Genomic DNA, 19,919 nt, shown 5'->3' on the forward strand with positions numbered 1-19,919 from the left:
GAGATCTGAATGGCACAGGCCACCGGCCCCTCTCGTTCGCAGCCCGCCACGCTCGGCGACGTCGCCCGGCTGGCGGGCGTCTCGATCGCGACGGCGTCCAAGGCCCTCAACGGCCGCAGCCAGGTCCGCGCGGAGACCAGGCAACGGGTCGTCGAGGCCGCCGAGCGGCTGTCGTTCCGCCCCAACCAGGTGGCGCGCGGTCTGCTCGCCGGGCGCACCGGCACCGTCGGGCTGATCACCAGCGACCTGGAGGGCAGATTCGGCATACCCATCCTGATGGGCGCCGAGGACGCCTTCGGCGCGGGCGAGGTCGCGGTCTTCCTGTGCGACGCGCGCGGCGACGCGATCCGTGAACAGCACCATCTGCGGGCCCTGTTGGGCCGCCGCGTCGACGGTCTCATCGTGGTCGGCAGCCGCACCGACCCGCGCCCCTCCCTGGGCCGCGAGCTCCCCGTCCCGGTCGTCTACGCCTACGCCCCCTCCGACGCCCCGGAGGACTTCTCCGTCGTCCCGGACAGCGTCGGCGCCGGCCGGCTCGCCGTGGACCACCTCCTCGCCTGTGGCCGTACCCGGATCGCCCACATCACCGGCGACCCCGGCTACCTCGCGGCACAGGACCGGGCCGAGGGGGCGCGGGCCGCGCTCGCCGACGCCGGACTCGCCCTCATCGGCGAACCGCGGTTCGGGGCCTGGTCGGAGGGCTGGGGGCGGGCCGCCACCGCCATGCTCCTGGACCGCCACCCCGACATCGACGCCGTCCTGTGCGGCAGCGACCAGATCGCCCGGGGCGTCATGGAGGTCCTCCGCGAGCGCGGCCACCGGGTCCCCGACGACATCGCCGTCATGGGCTTCGACAACTGGCAGATCATGACCGCCGGCTCCCGCCCGCCCCTGACCAGCGTCGACATGAACCTCGAACAGGTCGGCCGGGTCGCCGCCCACGCCCTCTTCGCCGCGATCGCCGGAACCCCCCGCACCGGGGTCGACACCCTCCCCTGCAAGGTGGTGATCAGGGGCTCTACGGCACCACTGTCGTGACGGGGCCGTGGCCCGTCCCGGTCACCGCCCTGATCCGAAACGCGCGCCGGACGGACCGAGGGCGGCGTTCACCGCGGCGGGAAAGTCTCCATAGTCGAGCCGAGCGCGCCCAGTCCGCCCCGGAGCAGCAACGCGTCCGCCAGCTCGAACAGCGCGTCCTCGCCCACGGGCAGGCAGTCGAACAGGTCGTCCAGAATCCCTCATGGTGTCTGCCAAGCGTCCGATGAACGCCCAAGTGAGCGACCTGACAGGCCTAGTTCGAGGAGCATGTCGACTCATCGATAGCCTGCGTCATCATGACGCGCACTTGGATCCTGCCGGTACTGCTGGTGCTCTGCGGTTCAGTCATTGCGACCGGCCTGGTCTTCAGCGGGAGCCCCGGTGAAGCCGCGGCACTTCTGCTGCTGTTTGTGCTGATCGCAGGCGTGAACTCGCCTCTGGTCTTCCCGAGATCGATTGGCGCGCTGGAAGCACAGCGCCGCAGCGCGGTCGACGGCCGGCCGGTCGTCTACTGGCGGTCAGGCTGCACATACTGCCTCCGCCTGCGCATCCGGTTGGGCCGCAACGCCCGCCAGTTGCATTGGGTCAACATCTGGCGTGACCCGGCTGGAGCGGCAGCGGTGAGGGCAGCCAACGATGGCAACGAGACCGTGCCGACCGTCGTCGTGGCGGGCCGGCCGCACACCAACCCCGATCCTGAATGGGTACGCGAACAGCTCTCGCCTTCCGCGTGATCGGGAGCGCTGCTGCATCGGCGAGCTTCCCGCACCGCGTCGACCCGAAAGATCGTCAGACGGAGGTGAAAGGGCAAGCTCGGAGCTCGCGCAGATAGGCGGTCAGCGGGGGCCACCGGGTAGACCTACTCGGCCCCGGCCCCCATGCCGACCGTCAAGGACGCCGGACACGGAGCGGCGGCGTACGGAGGCGACGGCGAGGAAACCTCCGCGCCCAGCCCCCGCCGCCCGGGTCGTCGAACTCGTCGGAAGTCGAACGCGTCGCAAACGGTGACGCCTTTCGCCGTCGGCCACCTTGCGGCGAGCCTGGAAGGCCACATCCCGGCGGACGGACTGCGGCCAGGCACGTGGTGGCCGCCGCGACGCTCAGCACCGGGAGGACATCCCCACCGACCAGACCCACGACACCCTCGACCGCGACTCACGCTCGACGACGCGACTGTCCTCGCCACGCCTGCACCACTCCCGTCCGCTCCTCACCACGCGACCCGTCCTCACCGCGCCCCTCCCCGCCCCCTCCGCTCCTAGCAGGACTCGTCCAGGTACCCGCGCGCCACCTCTCCCGCACGCGTGAACCAGTCGGTGAGCAGGGCCAGTTCATCGGCCGAGTACCCGGCGAAGAGCTCGGCGAGGCGGGCGTAGAACGGGCCGTAGACGGCCACCACCCGCTCGGCGGCGTCCGGGACCGCGACCACGCGGACCCGTCGACGGTCGGCCGGATCCGGCTCCCGGGTCACGAACCCGCCGCGCTCCAGGCGGTTGAGGACACCGGTCACCGCCCCCGTGGTGACATGCGCCCGCCCGGCCAGATCACCGGCGGTGACCGGAGTGTCCCCCGCCTCCAGGACGTACGCGAAGCAGACGAGGTCCGTCACGCTCAGCCCGAGGTTCCGGGCGAACTCCTGCTGGCCGACGATCATCGTCGCGATCAGGCCGTCCATGGCAGCGATCGCGTCCGGAACGGAGGGGCCGCGTTCGGGCTCCATTGATTTCACCTCCGGGCCAGGCTAAATTCCTTACTCGCTAAGACATCATAGTCCGGCGCCGTGGGCGTGGCCGCGGCGTGCCGTGGTACGACCCGGCGCGCGAGGGGAGCAGACACGTGAGTCTTCACGATGACGGCCACACCGTCGCCGGCTGGACCGGCACCGCCATCGGCACCGCAGGGTCGGCGGCACTCGGCCTGGCCGTCTGCGGCTGGACCCCGGGGTTCGCCCTGGGCATCGCCCTCTCGGTCCTGGCACTCCTGGTCACCTGGGGCCTGCACCTCGCCGGCTGGGGCAAGCCGCCGGGCCCCCGCCCCCGCGACCAGTGGAGCCCCCGGGTCCGCGACCGCTCCGCACGCGGCGGCCACGTGGACTGCCTCGGCTGCCGCCTGGCCGGCCGCCGCCGCACCCCGGCCCCGCTCCCTGCCGTACCCGGGCCCGCCACCAGCCCCGACGAGGGCACCGGCACCACCGGCACAGCGGCGGCCACGGTCTCGGCGGGCGACTCGTCGTCCTGATCCGGCGGTACGGCAGCGCAAGGGCGGCGCGGCGACAGTAAACGCTTACCGCGACAGAGGGCGCCTGGTTCCCGAACCCTGGGCCGCTCGCCCCCGACCATGCAGTAACGTCGAACCGTGACGGTCAATGAAAACGGTCGCCGGAGCAGCCCCGAGCCCGGTAGGGCCAGGCGTCGGCGGAGCAGCACCTCGGGCGGCGAGCGGCCGAGCACGATTCGGGACGTCGCCGCGCAAGCCGGGGTGTCCGTAGCAACCGTTTCCCGCACGCTCGCCGGCAACTACCCGGTGTCCACGGAGACCAGGGCCCGGGTCATGGCGGCGGTCGAGTCACTGCACTACGTGGTGAACGTGCACGCCAAGGCGCTCTCCGGCCGGGTCGCCGGCCCCGTCGCCCTGGTCATCAAGGACATCACCGGCCCCTCCCTCGCCCATGTAGCGGCGGGGGTGGAGCAGGCGGCCGCCGACCGGGGCCGGCTGAGCCTGGTGTGCGCCACGCACGACGACGCGGCCCGCGAGGACGACCTGGTGCAGCTGATGCGCGAGCAGCACGCGGCCGCGGTCCTCCTCGTCGGCGGTGCCACGCAGGACGAGGCGTACCGGCGGCGGATGGCCGAGTACGCGACGGCGCTGGACGCGGCGGGCTCCCGGCTGGTGCTGGTGGGCCGCCCGCCGCTGCCCGGCGATCTGCCGGTCACGGTGGTGCAGTACGACAACCGGGGCGGCGCCTTCCAGGCCGCCGACCATCTGCTGACCGCCGGGCACCGGCGCGTCCTCTTCCTGGGCGGGGTCCCCGGCCTCAGCACCTCCGACCAGCGCCGGGACGGCTTCCTGCACGCCCTGCGCGCCCATGGGGTGGCGCACGCGGAGGAGTTGGAGCTGCCCGGCCCGTACACCCGGGTCTCGGGCTATCAGCGCACCCGGGAGGCGCTGGCCGCCGGCCTCGATTTCACGGCCGTCTTCGCGGGCACCGACATGGTGGCCACGGGGGCGCTGGCCGCGCTGCGCGAGGCCGGACTCGACGTCCCGGGCGACGTCTCCCTGGTCGGCTTCGACGACGTCCCGTTCGCCGCCGACCTCTCCCCCGCACTGACCACGGTGCGGGTGCCGTACGAGGATCTGGGGCGCACGGCGGTCCGGTTGGCGCTGGAGCGGGAGGAGCGCCTCGGCGGCGACGACCACGTGGTGCTGAGCACACAGCTGGTGATCCGCCAGTCGGTACGCACGCTTTCGTGACGTACATACCGGTCGGTCGAGGCGGCGGGTCGGACAACCACCGTCCCTCCAGCGGCATGTGACGGGACGTCTTCCAGCCCTACCGCCACACGTGGCATCAGGTCAACCGTCCCGGACTATTGACTCGGATCACCTCAGTGGCGATTCTCGTCACATCGCTTGTGCCAGCCATGACAATCGGACTATGGCGTCGTGGGTGTTCAACGCGTCCCGGAACGGTCTGGCCGATCGACCGCGCATCCCCCCGACCGAGGACGTGAGTGATGACCAGGACTCCGCGCGCCCACCGCAGACGCAAACCCCTCATGGTGCTGGCGCTGTTCCTCACCACGATGGGCATGCTGCTCAGCCCGTCGTCCAGTTCGGCCGCCACCGCCGACTGGTGGCTGCCCACCTCCCGGCCCTCGCCCGACTCCCAGATCAACGTGACGGGCGAGCCGTTCAAGGGGACGACCTCGGCGGGCGATGTGCGCGGGTTCGTCGACGCCCACAACCACCTGTTCTCCAACGAGGCGTTCGGCGGCCGGCTCATCTGCGGCAAGGTCTTCTCCACGTCCGGCATCGCCGACGCGCTGAAGGACTGTCCCGAGCACTACCCCGACGGCAGCCTCGCGCTGTTCGACTACATCACCCACGGCGGCGACGGCAAGCACGACCCGGTCGGCTACCCGACGTTCAAGGACTGGCCGGCCTACGACTCGATGACCCACCAGGCCAACTACTACGCCTGGATCGAGCGCGCCTGGCGCGGCGGTCAGCGGGTGCTGGTCAACGACCTGGTCACCAACGGGATGATCTGCTCGATCTACCCGTTCAAGGACCGCAGTTGCGACGAGATGACCTCGATCCGGCTGCAGGCTAAGCTGACGTACGCCCTGCAGGACTACATCGACGCGCAGTACGGCGGCACCGGCAAGGGCTGGTTCCGGATCGTCACCGACAGCGCGCAGGCCCGCTCCGTCATCGCGCAGGGCAAGCTCGCCGTGGTGCTGGGCGTGGAGACCTCCGAGCCGTTCGGCTGCAAGCAGATCCTCGACATCGCGCAGTGCGGCAAGGAGGACATCGACAAGGGCCTCGACGAGCTGTACGACCTGGGTGTGCGCAGCATGTTCCTGTGCCACAAGTTCGACAACGCGCTGTGCGGTGTCCGCTTCGACGAGCACGGTCTCGGTACGGCGATCAACGTCGGTCAGTTCCTGTCGACCGGCACCTTCTGGCAGACGGAGAAGTGCAAGGGCCCGCAGAAGGACAACCCGATCGGCGGCGCGTCGACGGAGGCCGAGGAGGACCTGCCGGCGGGCACCGAGGTGCCGGAGTACGACGCGGATGCGCAGTGCAACGTACGGGGGCTGACCGATCTCGGTGAGTACGCCGTGCAGGGCATGATGAAGCGCAAGATGATGCTCGAGATCGACCACATGAGCGTCAAGGCCACCGGCCAGGTCCTGGACATGTTCGAGGCCGCGTCGTACCCGGGCGTCCTGTCCTCGCACAGCTGGATGGACCTGAACTGGACCGAGCGGGTCTACTCCCTCGGCGGCTTCGTCGCCCAGTACATGCACGGCTCCGAGGAGTTCAGCGAGGAGGCCGGGCGCACCGACGCCCTGCGGACCAAGTACAACGTGGGCTACGGCTACGGCACCGACTTCAACGGGATCGGCGATCACCCCGCCCCGCGCGGCGCGACCACCTCGAACCCGGTGAAGTACCCCTTCAAGAGCGTCGACGGCGGCTCCACGATCGACAGGCAGACCACCGGTTCGCGCACCTTCGACTACAACACCGACGGCGCGGCCCATGTCGGCATGGTCCCCGACTGGATCGAGGACATCCGGCTCGTCGGCGGCCAGGGGGTCGTGGACGACCTCTTCAAGGGCGCCGAGTCCTACCTCGACACCTGGGGCTCCTCCGAGGGCCACCAGGCGGGTGTGAACCTCGCCAAGGGCAGGACGGCGACGGCCAGTGCGTCGGAGTCGAACCCGGTCACCAGCTACCAGCCCGGCCGGGCCGTGGACGGTGACGGCGGCACCCGCTGGGCGAGCGACTGGAGCGACTCCCAGTGGTGGAAGGTGGACCTCGGCACCTCGCACACGATCAAGAAGGTCACCCTCGACTGGGAGCGGGCCTACGGCAGGGCGTACCAGATCGACGTCTCCACCGACGGCTCGACCTGGAAGACCGTGTGGTCCACGACCGCCGGTGACGGCGGTCTGGACACGGCCAAGTTCTCCGGTGTGACGGCCAGATATGTTCGGATGCTGGGAACCGACCGCGGCACGGACTGGGGTTACTCCCTCTACGAGGTCGGCGTCTACAGCGGCTGACCGCACACCACGGGGGAAAGGGATCCACATGGCACGCTTGCCGTCGGCCGAGCGGCGCAGACAGCTCACCGAGGCGGCGATCCGCGCGATGACCCGGGACGGCGTCCCCAGGACGACGACCCGGTCCATCGCGGCCGAGGCGGGCGTGTCACTGAGCGTCTTCCACTACTGCTTCGAGTCGAAGCAGGAGCTGATCGAGTCCGTCATCACCACCATCACCGGGCACTACGTGACGCTGGTGCGGGAGGCGATCCGGCCCCGGGAGACGCTCAGGGAGACCGTCCGGGCCGGTTTCCAGGCGTACTGGGACCATGTGTCCCTCCACCCGGGCGAGCACATGCTCACCTACGAGCTGACCCAGTACGCCCTGCGGGAGCCCGGGTTCGAGCATCTGGCGCGGGCGCAGTACGAGATGTACCGCGCCACCTACGCCGAACTGATCGAGCAGCTGCGGCAGTCCATGGAGTTCGAACTGACCGTGCCCGTCCCGGTACTGGCCCGCTATCTGGCCGCCATGACGGACGGTCTCACCCTCAACTTCCTTGTCCTGGGCGACGACGCGGCCTGGACGGACATCCTCGACACGATCACCGACCACGTGGCCGGCCTCGTGCGCGAGGAGGTCCGGCCGTAGGGCTGCGGCGTCGGCCTCGACGGCGGCGCCGCCCCTGCGTCAGCGGGCCGACGCGGCGATCAGCTGGTCCAGGAGCGCGATGAGGACGTCACGGCACGACGTGCGTTCGCGGGCGTCGAAGAGCAGTACCGGGGTGTGCTCCGGCAGGGCCAGGGACTCGCGGATCACGTCGGGCTCGTAGGGGTGTTCGCCGTGGAAGCCGTTCACGCCGATGACGAACGGGATCTTGCGGCGTTCGAAGAAGTCGATGGCGGCGAAGCTGGACTCGGGGCGGCGCACGTCGACGAGGACCACCGCGCCGAGGGCGCCGATCGCGAGGTCGTTCCACATGAACCAGAACCGTTGCTGTCCGGGCGTGCCGAACAGATAGAGCACGAGGTCCTGGCCGATGCTGATCCGGCCGAAGTCGAGGGCCACCGTGGTGGCGTGCTTCTCCGGGATGCCGTCGAGGTCGTCGACACCGAGACCGGCGGTGGTCAGGGGTTCCTCGGTGCGCAGCGGGACGATCTCGCTGACCGACCCGACCATGGTCGTCTTTCCGACGCCGAATCCGCCGGCGACGAGGATCTTCACCGTGTCGGGAGCCGAAATCCCCTGGGGGGTGGGGTCAGAGCCTGCCAAGGCCGTCCCTCACTTTCTTCAGCAGGTCCAGGTCGGGGGCGCGGGAGATCAGCCGCGGCTGGCGCACGCCGATCCGGCCCGCTTCCAGCAGGTCGCAGAGCATGATGGCGACCACGCTCACCGGCAGGTCGAGTTTGCTGGCCAGCTCCGCCACCACGATCGGCTTCGCGCACAGCCTGAGGATCCGCGCGTGCTCCGGCTGCGGACGGGTGCCGCCGACCGGCTGCGGGTCCACGGCCGTCACCATGGTGATGAGGGTGAAGTCGCCGCGGGCGGGCCGGGTCCGGCCGCCCGTCAGGGTGAACGGGCGAACCAGCCGGCCCGCCGCGTCGCCTCCGTTCACCTCACTCGCCGCTGTCGGCCGCGACGACACCCGCGCGTGGGGCCGCGCTGAGGTGCTCGCCGATCTTCTTCACCAGCATGTTCATCTGGTACGCGACCACGCCGACGTCGGCGCCCTGCCGGGTCAGCACGGCGAGGTTGGCGCCGGGTCCGGCGTTGGTGAGGATCAGGAAGGCGTTGCCCATCTCGATGAGCAACTGGCGCACGGGTCCGCCGCGGAAGTCCATGCTGACGCCCTTGCTGAGGCTCATCAGGCCCGAGGCGGTCGCCGCCAGCCGCTCGGCGTCGTCGCGCAGGAACGCGGTGGACTTGCTGACGACCAGTCCGTCCTCGGAGAGCACGACGGCGTGGTCGACCTCGGCGACCCGGTCCACCAGTCCGGTGAGCAGCTGGTCGAGCTGGCTGTGCGTGGCGGGGATGGGGCGTGTCATCTGTGTGTCCTTCAATGAGCGGGCTGCGTGGGGAGTCGATGGGACGTCAGGTGCCGGAGGCGGTGATCCGGTCTCCTGGGTCTTCGGATGTGGATTCCTCCCCTGGTGCGTACTCGGGTTCCGCGTCGCCGTCACGTGCCTGCAGGGTTCCGCGCTGGAAACCGGCGAGTGAGGAGGCCGCGCGCTCGGCCGTGAAGTCGTCGGTGTCGCCGTCGGGGCAGGGCTCCGCCTCCTCCATCAGCTCGGCCGCCAGACTGGTCTGCGGGATCCGGCGGGGCAACGGCATCAGTTCGCCCTCCTTCCCGGCCAGAGGCTTCCCGGCCAAAGGCTTCCCGGCGGCGGCCGGCCGTGTCCCGTCGCCGTCGGCGTCCTCGGCGGCGTCGGCGGTCCGCGCGTGCGCGGTGGGCCGTTCCTCAGGCGTACGGTCCGGGTCCCGCCGTACGGGTTCGGGCTCCGACTCCGCCGCGGCGGCGACCCGTGCGGCCACGAGCGAGGTACGGGACGGCGGTTCGGCCGTGTCGGTGCCGTCCTCGCCGGGGGCGGGGGCCTCGCGGACCACGGTCTCGTCCGGGATCAGCACGATGGCGGTGGTGCCGCCGTACGGCGAGGCGCGCAGGGTGACGGTGATGCCGTGCCGGGTGGCGAGGCGGGCGATGACGAACATGCCGAGCCGGAGGTCGTCGGCGAGCGCGACCACGTCGAACTGTGGGGGCACCGCCAGCTGGGCGTTGAACGCGGCGTAGTCCTCCTCCGACATGCCGAGCCCCCGGTCCTCCACTTCGAGGGCGAGTCCCTTGGCGACGATCGCGGCGCGGACGCTCACCGGGCTCGGCGCGGGTGAGTACGTGGTCGCGTTGTCGATGAGCTCGGCGAGGAGGTGGATGACGTCGGCCACGGCGGGCGGGGCGATCCACACGTCGTCCTCGGTGTGCACCTCCACCCGCTGGTACTCGGCGACCTCACCGACGGCGCTGCGCAGGATGTCGATCAGCGCGACCGGTTCGGTCCAGCTGCGGCCGGGCCGCTCGCCGCTGATGATGACCAGGTTCTCCTCGTAGCGGCGCAGCTGGCTCGCGGTGGAGTCCAGCTCGTACAGGCCCTTGAGGATCTCCGGGTCCTGGTGCTGGCGCTCCAGCTTGTCGAGCTTGGCGAGCTGGAGGTTGACCAGGTTCTGGCTCTGCCGGGCGATGCCGAGGATGACGCGCTGGAAGCCGCGCCGGGTGTCGGCGAGCTCGACGGCGGTGTGCACGGCGGTGCGCTGGGCGGCGTTGAACGCCTTGGCGACCTGGCCGAGTTCGTCGGTGCCGTAGTCCAGCGGGGCCGCGGCGGCGTCCACGTCGACCTTCTCGCCCCGGTCGAGGCGGGCGACGATGTCGGGCAGCCGCTCCTCGGCGAGGCTGAGGGTGGCCGTGCGCAGGCCGGTGAGCCGGCGGGACAGGGAGCGGGTGATGCGCCAGGACATCACGACGCACACCAGCAGCGCGGCGAGACCGCCGGCGCTCAGCGAGCCCGCAGTGATCAGCAGCCCGCGTGCCTCCTCACCACTGCGTTCCAGCAGCCCCCGGGTCTGCTCCCGGATCAACTGCTCGTACTGGACCGACAGCTTCGCCATCGCGGCGTCCCAGCTCTTCTGGACGTCCGGCAGTGGGGTCTTGCGGGAGCCTCCGGTGCCCGTGGTGCGGGCCGCGATGACCTGGTCCTCCGCGGCCTGCAGCGCCCGCCAGTCCCGGCCCTGGACGATCCGTTCGACGGCGATCTTCACCTCTCCCTCGATCGAGGGCACGAGCTGGTTGTCGACGAGCCAGCGCCGGGCGCTGACCACCTGGGTGAAGCGCTCCCGGGTCGGTTCGTCGAAGTGTCCCGACGGCCAGTTGAGGGTGAGCAGGGCGTCCTCCTGGGAGACCAGCTCCGCGGCCTGTGAGAGCGTGACGAGAGGACCGGCCTGCGAGGTGAGGTCGCCGTCGTCGACCTGCGTGAGCTGCTGGAAGGCGTGGATCTGGCCGTCGATGATCGAGCTGTAGTGGTCCAGGGCCTGCTCGGGCGTGATGTCGGTGGGGTTGTCCACCTGGTCGCGGTAGTACTCCAGGCTGTTCGACGCGCCCATGACCGAGTACAGCTGATCGCCGATGCGGTCGGGGGCGTCCTCGATCTCGCTCGCACGGCGGTCCAGTTTGGCGACCGCCTTGTCGGTCTCCCGGCGCTGCTGCGCCAGGGCGTCCATGGAGCTGCCGGGGGCCGCCATGTAGGCGGCCGACAGGGCACGCTCGCGCTGCAGGGCGAGGGTCGCCTCGGTTCCCATGGCGCCGGTGGACTTGCTCAGTCCGGTCTGCGACCGCAGCCTCAGTCCCTCCGAGAACATCTGGGTCGTCGTCACACCCCAGCTCGCGGCCAGCGTGACGCTGGGGATCAGGGCCAGGAGGATCAGCGAGAGACGTATGGAGCCGAGACGGCGCCGGGCGCCGGTCCGTGAGGGCATCGTCGTCCTTGGGCGGTTGGCGGGGAGCGGAAGGGATCGGGCGGGCGGGGCGACAGAGGTCCGGGGATGGGGGTGGACACCTGTCAGTACGGCGCACAGGGGATGCGCAGGATGCTATCCGTACAAGTGAGCGCACGTCGCAGGGGTGGTAGGAAGTTTGGCGTCGCCGTTACACGACCGTTCCGGATGCTTGGGTTCCGGGGTGCGGTCATGCCCGAACGGAAGGTTCCGTTTGTCCGTGCGCGGCGGCCCGGAGGCCTCGGCCCGACGACGGTCTCGCGGGAGTCCGGGCACCCCACGTCAACGGGTCCCGTTGGCCGCGAACTTGGCGATCCCGGCGACGTTCCTCTTGGTCACGAACGCGGGGCCGGTGAGCACGGGTTCGACGCCGCCGCCGCTGATGTTGCCGTTGGTCTCGTAGAGCCAGAGCCCGTCGACCGCGAGGTAGCCCTGGAGGTACGGCTGCTGGTCCACCGCGAACTGGATGTCGCCGCTCTTCACCGCCTCGACCAGGTCCTCGTTGAGGTCGAACGTGGCGACCTCGGCCTTGCTGCCCGCGTCGTCCACCGAGTTCACGGCTGCGAGCGCGAACTGCGCCCCGAGCGTGACGACCTCGTCGATGGTCGGGTCCTGGCGGAGCTTCGCGGCGATCGAGCCGGTCACCGAATCCATGTCGGTGCCGTCCACATAGAGGTTCTCGGTCTGTCCGCCGAAGGTCTTGCGCACACCGGCGCAGCGGGCCTCCACGGCGACGTTGCCGCGCTCGTGGATGACGCAGAGGGCGTGCTTGGCTGCGCGGGCGTCGAGTTCGTCGCCGAGCGCCCGGCCGGCGACGCTCTCGTCCTGGCCGAAGAAGCCCAGCAGACCCTGCGCCTGCCAGGCGTCGATGCCGGAGTTGAGGCCCACCACGGGTATGCCCGCGGCGCGGGCCTCGGCGACCGCGCCGCGCATCGCCTGCGGTTTGGCCAGGGTCACCGCGATGCCGTCGACCTTGTCGGCGATCGCGTCCCGCACCAGCTTCGCCTGCCCCGCGGCGTCGGGGTCGCTGACGAAGGTCAGCTCGATGCCGTCCTTCGCGGCCGCGACCTCCGCGCCCTTGCGGACCAGATCCCAGAAGGCGTCCCCCTCGGCGCTGTGCGTGATCAGCGCGATCCTCATCCCGTAGCCCGAGGCCCCCGACGTGTCCGTGTCCGAATCGGCCTCCGACCCACCGAACACCGAGCAGCCGGCGACGGTCAGGCCGACGGCGGCGGCGAGCGCCGTGGCGCGGAAGGCGGTGAGGATCCTGCGGGACGCGGAGGGGGGGTTCATGGGGCGCGGCACCTCGCTGTGCGACCGGGGTGGGACGTAGGGGAGAGCGAGGTCGCCGCCATCACCGCGATGACGTGCGGTGACTGGCTGACTTTCGCTGGGCGGAGCCAATCGCGTGTGACGCCCGGTAGTCAAGTGAACATCGGAATCGATGTATTGCTGTGACGGCCAGGTTCTGACCAGCGCACACGTGTCAACGGCCGCCGTCGGCCCCGCGCGAGGAACCTGGACCGTTCCACCCCGCTCGCGGGGGTCGGTTCTCGGTCATTTCCGGACCCGGTCCGAAGTTCCGGTCGTCTGGCCGAAATTCGCACCCGAAGGCGGCAACCTCTCCCCGTCCGGCGGCGACTGCTCGGCTGACGACCACCATCCCCCGCACGGAACGGAATCGACGCGTGAGCGAGAACCACGGCAAGGCCCGCCACCGCAGAAGGAAGACCGCCCTCGTGGCCGGTGTCCCCCTGGCCCTGGCCGCCGCCTCGGCCATGGCCTACGGCACGGTCTTCGGCGTGTTCGGCGAGGACGCCCAGCCCCGGGCCGCGGCCGCCACCGCGTCCTGGGCCGCCGAGTCCGCCGACGGCTTCGCCTCGGTCAACGCGCTCGGCCAGAACGGGACCTACGGCGGCCGGGACGGCAAGACGGTCACCGTGAAGACCCTCGCCGACCTGGAGAAGTACGCGACCGCCGCCGAGCCGTACGTCATCGTCGTGGCCGCGACGATCACCATGAACCCGGTGGGCAAGGAGATCAAGGTCGCCTCGGACAAGACGATCGTCGGCTCCGGGACCTCGGGGCACATCGTGGGCGGCGGCTTCTTCCTCGGCTCGGGCGTCCACAACGTCATCATCCGCAACCTGACGATCCGTGACTCCTACCAGGGCACCTGGAACGACAAGGACCACGACTTCGACGCGATCCAGATGGACGGGGCCCACCACGTCTGGATCGACCACAACGACCTGCGGCACATGGCGGACGGCCTGATCGACAGCCGCAAGGACACCACCTACGTCACGGTGTCCTGGAACAGGCTGAGCCAGAACAACAAGACCTTCGGCATCGGCTGGACCACCAACACCACCGCCGATCTGACGATCCACCACAACTGGTTCCGCGAGACCGAGCAGCGCAACCCGTCCACCGACAACGTCGCCCACGCGCACCTGTACAACAACTTCCTGGAGGACGTGTCCGGCACGGACATCACCTCCTCGTACGGCAACTACGCGCGCGGCAACACCAAGATGGTCCTGGAGAACAGCTACTTCCAGGGCATGAGGAACCCCGTCACCAAGGACTCCACGGCCGCCCTGGTCCAGCGCGGCAACGTCTTCTCCGGTACCTCCGGCCGCAACGAGAGCGGCGGCACGGCCTTCGACCCGAAGACGTACTACCCGTACACCCTCGACAAGACGGCCGACGTGCCCGCCCTCCTCAAGTCCGGTACGGGGCCGAGGAGTTCGATCGGTACGACGGCGACGGCCAAGGCCGCCGCGGCCACCACGCTCACCGTCGCCAAGGACGGCAGCGGTCAGTACACGAGCGTGCAGAAGGCCGTCGACGCGGTGCCCGCGAACAACGCCTCGCGCGTGGTGATCTCCGTCAAACCCGGCACGTACCGTGAGGTCGTCAAGGTTCCCTCCAACAAGCCGCACGTCACCATCCAGGGCTCGGGCGGCAGCCGCAAGGACACGACGATCGTGTACGGCAACGCGGCCGGGATGCAGAAGCCGGACGGCTCCGGCACCTACGGCACCCCGGGCAGCGCGACCATGTCCATCCAGTCCGACGACTCCCAGGTCCGCAACCTGACCGTCACCAACGACTTCGACGAGGCGGCGAACCAGTCCCTCTCCGGACACCAGGCGGTCGCGCTGCTGACGCAGGCCGACCGGATCGTCCTCGACGGGGTCATCGTCGACGGCGACCAGGACACCCTGGAGCTGGAGACGGCCGCCAAGGACAAGGTCGGCCGGGTCTACGTCACCAACTCCTACGTCATGGGCAACGTCGACTTCATCTTCGGCCGGGCGACCGTGGTGGTCGACAAGTCGATCATCACCCTGAAGAAGCGCTGGAACGGCACCTCCGCCGGATACGTCACCGCGCCCAGCACGGCCGCGAACCACAAGGGCATCCTGATCAACCGCACCACCGTCAACGGCGACGTCTCCGCCGCCAGCTTCTTCCTCGGCCGCAACTGGCACCCCGGCGGGGACACCACCGTCGACCCGCAGACCACGGTCCGCAACTCCACCCTCAGCGCCGCGATCAAGACCACACCCTGGTCCGACATGGGCGGTTTCTCCTGGAAGGACGACCGCTTCGCCGAGTACAAGAACACCGGCGCCGGATCGGGCAGCGCGAGCAGCAACCGTCCGCAGCTGACGGACGCCCAGGCCGCCGACCAGGAGGTCGCGGACTGGCTGGGCGGCTGGACACCGGGCACCTGACGCCTGACGCCTGATTCCGCACGGAGACGCACCGCCCCCCTTTCTGTTTTCTGTTATCTCCCCGGGGGCCGGTGCGTCTCCTGTTCGCAGCCGCCCGCGCGGGCCGACGCGGGCACGAGCTGCGACCCGTACCCGAGACCCGAGGACCCCCACGTGACAGCACAGATCAGCCGTCGGAGCACGTTGAAGATCGCCGGTATCGCCACGGGCGCGGCGGGCCTGGGATTCGGCACGGGCCTGGCGGCGACGCCGGCCTCGGCGGCGGCCGAGGCCTTCGCGCACCCCGGTCTGCTCCACACCGAGGCCGACCTGGCCCGTATGGCGTCCAAGGTGAAGGCGGGCGCCGCGCCCTACACGGCGGGCTTCGCGAAGCTGACCGCCAACCCCCACGCGCAGAGCTCCTGGACACCCCGCCCCGCCGCCACGGTCTACCGGGGCGGGGGCTCCCCGCAGAACTACGCCGCGCTCTACAAGGACATCCACGCCGCCTACCAGAACGCCCTGCGCTGGCACATCACCGGCGAGACCGCGCACGCCGACACCGCCGTGCGGATCCTCAACGCCTGGTCGGGGACGCTGACCAGCGTGCAGGGCAGCGCCGACCGGTTCCTCGCAGCCGGCCTGTACGGCTACCAGTTCGCCAACGCCGCCGAACTCGTCCGCGACCGCGACGACTTCGAGCTGGACCGCTTCAAGACCATGCTGAGCGAGGTCTTCGCCCCGCTCAGCGACGACTTCCTGGCCAAGCACAACGGCGCCGTCGTCACGAACTACTGGCCCAACTGGGACCTCGCCAACATGGCGTGCGTCCTGGCCACCGGCGTCTTCTGCGACGACAAGGCCCAAGTCGCCCGCGCGGTCGACTACTTCAAGAACGGCGAGGGTCTCGGCGCCGTCAAGAAGGCCATCCCGGTCGTCCACGACGACGGCCTCGGCGAGTGGCTGGAGGCAGGCCGCGACCAGGGTCACGCACTGCTGGGCGTCGGCCTCATGGGCACGTTCTGCGAGATGGCCTGGAACCAGGGCATCGACCTGTACGGCTACGACGACAACCGCTTCCTCAAGGGCGCCCAGTACGTGGCCAAGTGGAGCCTGGGCGGCGCGGTGGCCTACACCGCCAACACCCGTGCGAAGGGCGCGATCAACGGCTGGTCCGGCAGGGAGACCGCGTCCGACGCGGCCGGCGTCGACCCGAACATGACCCGCCCGATCTGGGCGATGATCGCCAACCACTACACCAGGCGCCGGCGCCTCGACGCCTCCTACCTCACCCGCATCGCGGCCAAGGCGGCACCCGAGGGCGGTGGCGGCGACTACGGCCCCAACAGCGGCGGCTACGACCAGCTGGGCTTCGGCACCCTCGCCTTCACCCGCGACAGGGCGACGGCCGCCGAGGCGGGCGCGGCACCGTCGGCGGCCACGGCCGCGTCGGGCTCGGACACCGGCTCGGGAGCCACCTCGAAGAAGGGCGCGTCGTCCTCCTCCGCGAGCGCCCAGGGCGGCCGGGACGAGGACCTGGCCGCGACGGGCACCACCGACCTCCCGGCCTGGACCGCCGCCGGCGGAGTCGCGGCCCTCGCGGGCGGCCTCCTCCTGCTGCGCCGCCGCAACCGCGCCGTCGGTCGGCCCGAGAGCTGACCGTCGGATTCGGGGCACGCAACGTCCTCGCAACCTGCCGAGGCGTCCACTACGGCCATGGATGTCGTCCCGCGCGTAGAACTGACCCCCGCGGCCGCCGATCTCGTCCGGCGGCTGCGGGCGGCCCACGGCCCGTTGATGTTCCACCAGTCGGGCGGCTGCTGCGACGGCAGCGCCCCCATGTGCTACCCGGACGGTGAGTTCCGAACGGGAGACTCGGACGTCCTCCTCGCGGAGCTGACCGTCGACGGGGTCGACGAAGCAGTCGGGTTCTGGATGTCCCGCAACCAGTACGAGGTGTGGAGTCACACCCGGCTGATCGTCGACGTCGTACCGGGCCGAGGCAGCGGTTTCTCGCTGGAGGCACCCGAAGGAGTGCGTTTTCTCATCCGTTCCCGCGTCGTCGAGGCCGGGCGACCGCCCGGCCGGTAGTCGTCTGGTGCACTTCCTCTGAGTCCTGGGACAGTTGACGAGACATCAGGGGGCACCGTGACACGTCGTGGCGGGCGGTTCCGAACGGTACTGACGGTTCTCTCGGCGTGGAGTGTGCTGGCCGGCGCGGCCCTCGTGGGGGCGGCACCGGCCAGTGGCGCGTCCGGGGCCGTGGTCATCGCGCCGGGCATCGAGTACCGCCAGTTCGACATCCAGGCGGCCATGGGCGTGACGCACGCCCATGTACTGAGCGTCGACCTGCGCAGCACCCAGGTGGGCGTCGGACTGCTGTACCCGGGGAAGGTGGCCGCGCGGGCGACCGTGTCCCGGCTGGCCGGCTCGGCGGGTGCCGTGGCCGGGGTCAACGGCGACTTCTTCAACAACACCGAGACCCAGCACCCCGGTGTCGCGGCCACCGGAGCGCCGGTCGGCCCCGCGATCGCCGGCGGGCACGCGCTCAAGGCGGCCGTGCCGAGGGGCCAGCGCTTCGGCCCGGCCCTGCCGCCCGGTACGGGCACCAAGGACGTGCTCGGCGTCACGACCGACGGCACGGCCCGTCTCGACAGCATCGCCCTCGACGGTTCCGTCACCACCACCGGGGGCGATCTCCCGCTCCGCGGCCTCAACCAGTACGCCCTGCCGGTCGGTTCCGTCGGAGCGTTCACCTCGGACTGGGGCGAGGTCTCCCGGATGCGGGCCGTCTGCGGCACGGACACCGACCGGGCGGCCCCGTGCAGCACCGACACCCACGAGGTGCTGGTCGCGAACGGCCACGTGGTCGGCTCGGCCGGCACCCCCGGCAGCGGCGCCATCGAGGCCGGAGCCACCGTGCTCGTCGGCCGCGAGGCGGGCGCCCAGCAGTTGCGCAAGCTCTCCCCCGGCGATCCGGTGGAGGTACGCCACCGCCTCGTCGCCTCGACCGGAACCCCGTACGCCTTCGCGCTCGGCGGCTACCCGGTCCTACGGGGCGGCGTGCCGCTCCCCGGCCTCGACGACACGACCTCGGCGGTACGCACCGCCGCGGGCGTCGCCGACGGCGGCCACCGTCTCCTGCTCCTCGCCCTGGACGGCGCCGCCGCCTACCGCACCGGGCTCACCATCGCCGAAGTCGCCGCCACCATGCGGGGGTTGGGATCCGTCGACGCGTTCAGCCTCGACGGCGGCGGCTCGTCCACCCTGGTCGCCCGCGCCCCCGGAGCGAGCGCCGTCACCGTACGGAACCATCCGAGCGACGGCGCCGAACGGGCCGTACCGAACGGCATCGGCGTGTTCGCCACCCCGTGATCGGTACGTTCTTCGGCCGCGGGTGAGTGGGGCTTCTCGCGCGGTTCCCCGCGCCCCTGAAAGACCAGGCCCCTGCGGGCCTCAAAGGCACGGGGCGCAGCCCCGGCTATTCAGGGGCGCGGGGAACCGCGCGACCAGCCCCCACCGGACCCGCACCCGCCGACGCCGCCGCACCCCCGAGCCGTGACGCGCCCCCCGCCCGCACGTCACGGCTTCAGGCTGCTCACGATGTCCGCCGTCGCCGTCAGCCCGTGGTGAATCGTCGGCGCCAGGCTCGTGCCGGCCATGTGGAAGCCGAGCAGCACGCAGATGGCGGCGTGCGAGAACTTCAGCGCACCGTTGCGCAGGAAGATCACCATCAGGATCACGAGCAGCACCACCACAGAGATGGAAATGGCCATCGTCAACCTCCTCCGCCACGCCCGCTTCGCGGTATTCGGCCGCAAGTGTGACGTAGCGGAGGGTTCGCCCGTGCGGCTGACGTGTCCGCCGAACGAGTGGTGTCGACATATCGCGCCTACGCCGACCGGCGGGCGTCCAGGAACGCTTCGAGGCCCGCGAGGTCGTCCGTGTTGAGATGGTCGACGTCGGCCGCGACCAACTCGCCCCACAACGCGTCCCGGGCCGGGCCCGCCAGGTCGGGCGTCGCCCAGAACCGCACCCTCTGCCCGCGTCCGTGCGCCGTCGAGACGATCTGCCGCAGCCTGGCGCGCTCGGCTTCCGGGAACGGACCGACGCCCTGCCAGGTGAAGTTGAGCGTCCAGTTGTCGGAGATCAGCGGGATGAGGGAGGCGGGTGCGGGCGTCGTACTCACGAGGTCGGCGAGCCGGCCGTCGTAGAAGGCGCGCCGCACGCTCTGCGCCTCCATGGGCACCCGGGCGGCCCGGTCCCCGGAGATCACGGCCGTGACCGCCCCCGGATACACACGACCGTGCGCGTACGTCGTGAACAGGTGCCGGTGGCGCCGCAGACGGCGGTCGAGTTCGAGGTACGTCGACGCGCCCTCGGTCTTGATGTCGATGAGCAGTTGGAGCGGCTTGCGGTATCCCCGGTACACCGAACCGTGGTGGGCGCGGACGCGGGCGGCGAGCGGGTCCAGGTAGAGGGATTCGAGGGTACGGCCGGGGTCGAGGTCGGTGGCGTCGTGGGCGACGAGCAGTTGGTCGCCGACGAGGAAGATGTCGGCCTCGACGCTGCCGAAGCGGTGGTCGAGGGCGTCCAGGAGGGGGCGCGGGTGCTCGTAGTCGTTGTGCGCGTGGGCGCGCCACAACGGGCGCGGGCGGTGCTTGCGTTCGCCGGCCAGCGCGGTCGTGGCGGGCAGGGCGACCGCGCCCGCGAGGGCGGCGCCGAAGGTGGTGAGGGCTCTGCGACGGGTGGTGAGGGCCATGCTCTTCCTCCCGGGTGGGCCGGTTGTGGACCCAGCGAGTATGCGAGCCGGAAGGGGCCGATGAGCAGTGTCGTGCG

General features: G+C 70.8%; 18 protein-coding genes. 10 read left to right on the forward strand and 8 right to left on the reverse strand.

The genetic code is table 11. The annotated features are described in order from the left end of the window. The first annotated feature begins 9 nt into the window (after positions 1-9). Together OG202_RS08090 and OG202_RS08095 are read left to right on the forward strand one after the other, a co-directional pair. A complete protein-coding gene (locus OG202_RS08090; protein ID WP_327730780.1) occupies positions 10-1,038 on the forward strand; it encodes a LacI family DNA-binding transcriptional regulator in 1,029 nt (342 codons plus the stop codon). A gap of 296 nt (positions 1,039-1,334) precedes the next feature. Beyond that, entirely contained in the window at positions 1,335-1,772 is a 438-nt protein-coding gene (locus tag OG202_RS08095) for a glutaredoxin domain-containing protein (RefSeq protein ID WP_328222554.1), read from the forward strand. Positions 1,773-2,296: 524 nt separating this feature from the next. On the opposite strand, the gene OG202_RS08100 is transcribed toward OG202_RS08095, so the two are convergent. Then, positions 2,297-2,758 (reverse strand): MarR family winged helix-turn-helix transcriptional regulator, encoded by a 462-nt coding sequence (locus OG202_RS08100; RefSeq protein WP_326584387.1) that lies wholly within the window; start codon positions 2,756-2,758, stop codon positions 2,297-2,299. Positions 2,759-2,874: 116 nt separating this feature from the next. Here OG202_RS08100 and OG202_RS08105 point away from each other — a divergent pair, with 116 nt between their 5' ends. The 4 genes from OG202_RS08105 (at position 2,875) to OG202_RS08120 (ending at position 7,467) form a co-directional block, all read left to right on the forward strand. Further along, positions 2,875-3,276, forward strand: a complete 402-nt coding sequence (locus OG202_RS08105; protein ID WP_326584386.1) for an HGxxPAAW family protein — start codon at positions 2,875-2,877, stop codon at positions 3,274-3,276. A 117-nt stretch (positions 3,277-3,393) separates the two neighbouring features. Next, the gene (locus tag OG202_RS08110; protein ID WP_328507680.1) at positions 3,394-4,509 is read left to right on the forward strand and encodes a LacI family DNA-binding transcriptional regulator; all 1,116 of its coding nucleotides are present in this window, start codon (positions 3,394-3,396) and stop codon (positions 4,507-4,509) included. Between the two features lie 263 nt (positions 4,510-4,772). Then, the gene (locus OG202_RS08115) at positions 4,773-6,833 is read left to right on the forward strand and encodes a galactose-binding domain-containing protein (RefSeq protein ID WP_327730777.1); all 2,061 of its coding nucleotides are present in this window, start codon (positions 4,773-4,775) and stop codon (positions 6,831-6,833) included. Between the two features lie 28 nt (positions 6,834-6,861). Beyond that, positions 6,862-7,467, forward strand: coding sequence for a TetR/AcrR family transcriptional regulator (locus OG202_RS08120; protein ID WP_328222555.1), 606 nt, complete (start codon positions 6,862-6,864; stop codon positions 7,465-7,467). Positions 7,468-7,506: 39 nt separating this feature from the next. Here OG202_RS08120 and OG202_RS08125 read toward each other — a convergent pair whose 3' ends face one another. The 5 genes from OG202_RS08125 to OG202_RS08145 form a co-directional block, all read right to left on the reverse strand. Next, positions 7,507-8,088, reverse strand: coding sequence for a GTP-binding protein (locus OG202_RS08125; RefSeq protein ID WP_326584383.1), 582 nt, complete (start codon positions 8,086-8,088; stop codon positions 7,507-7,509). Further along, positions 8,075-8,431 carry a DUF742 domain-containing protein gene (locus OG202_RS08130; RefSeq protein WP_326584382.1) on the reverse strand — a complete coding sequence of 119 codons (357 nt, stop codon included), beginning with the start codon at positions 8,429-8,431 and terminating at the stop codon, positions 8,075-8,077. The genes OG202_RS08125 and OG202_RS08130 overlap by 14 nt, the downstream gene beginning before the upstream one ends. 1 nt (position 8,432) lies before the next feature. Further along, positions 8,433-8,861, reverse strand: coding sequence for a roadblock/LC7 domain-containing protein (locus OG202_RS08135; RefSeq protein WP_020114533.1), 429 nt, complete (start codon positions 8,859-8,861; stop codon positions 8,433-8,435). Positions 8,862-8,907: 46 nt separating this feature from the next. Continuing rightward, a complete protein-coding gene (locus tag OG202_RS08140; protein WP_328222556.1) occupies positions 8,908-11,337 on the reverse strand; it encodes a nitrate- and nitrite sensing domain-containing protein in 2,430 nt (809 codons plus the stop codon). Positions 11,338-11,637: 300 nt separating this feature from the next. Beyond that, complete coding sequence (locus tag OG202_RS08145; RefSeq protein ID WP_327730775.1) at positions 11,638-12,648, reverse strand: substrate-binding domain-containing protein; 1,011 nt, start codon at positions 12,646-12,648, stop codon at positions 11,638-11,640. 395 nt (positions 12,649-13,043) lie between these two features. Here OG202_RS08145 and OG202_RS08150 point away from each other — a divergent pair, with 395 nt between their 5' ends. The 4 genes from OG202_RS08150 (at position 13,044) to OG202_RS08165 (ending at position 18,455) form a co-directional block, all read left to right on the forward strand. After that, a complete protein-coding gene (locus OG202_RS08150) occupies positions 13,044-15,101 on the forward strand; it encodes a pectinesterase family protein (RefSeq protein ID WP_327730774.1) in 2,058 nt (685 codons plus the stop codon). Positions 15,102-15,254: 153 nt separating this feature from the next. Further along, positions 15,255-16,739, forward strand: a complete 1,485-nt coding sequence (locus OG202_RS08155) for an alginate lyase family protein (RefSeq protein ID WP_328222557.1) — start codon at positions 15,255-15,257, stop codon at positions 16,737-16,739. A gap of 57 nt (positions 16,740-16,796) precedes the next feature. Next, complete coding sequence (locus tag OG202_RS08160) at positions 16,797-17,171, forward strand: DUF779 domain-containing protein (RefSeq protein WP_326584377.1); 375 nt, start codon at positions 16,797-16,799, stop codon at positions 17,169-17,171. Positions 17,172-17,228: 57 nt separating this feature from the next. Further along, on the forward strand, positions 17,229-18,455 hold the full coding sequence (locus OG202_RS08165) for a phosphodiester glycosidase family protein (RefSeq protein WP_443052225.1): 1,227 nt from the start codon (positions 17,229-17,231) through the stop codon (positions 18,453-18,455). 206 nt (positions 18,456-18,661) lie between these two features. Here the strand turns inward: OG202_RS08165 and OG202_RS08170 are convergent, their stop codons facing one another. Together OG202_RS08170 and OG202_RS08175 are read right to left on the reverse strand one after the other, a co-directional pair. Beyond that, complete coding sequence (locus OG202_RS08170; RefSeq protein ID WP_326584375.1) at positions 18,662-18,856, reverse strand: hypothetical protein; 195 nt, start codon at positions 18,854-18,856, stop codon at positions 18,662-18,664. 116 nt (positions 18,857-18,972) lie between these two features. Then, entirely contained in the window at positions 18,973-19,842 is an 870-nt protein-coding gene (locus tag OG202_RS08175; protein ID WP_327730772.1) for a phosphatidylinositol-specific phospholipase C/glycerophosphodiester phosphodiesterase family protein, read from the reverse strand. Positions 19,843-19,919: the final 77 nt, after the last annotated feature.

Source organism: Streptomyces sp. NBC_00310, from assembly GCF_036208085.1.
Lineage (GTDB): Bacteria > Actinomycetota > Actinomycetes > Streptomycetales > Streptomycetaceae > Streptomyces.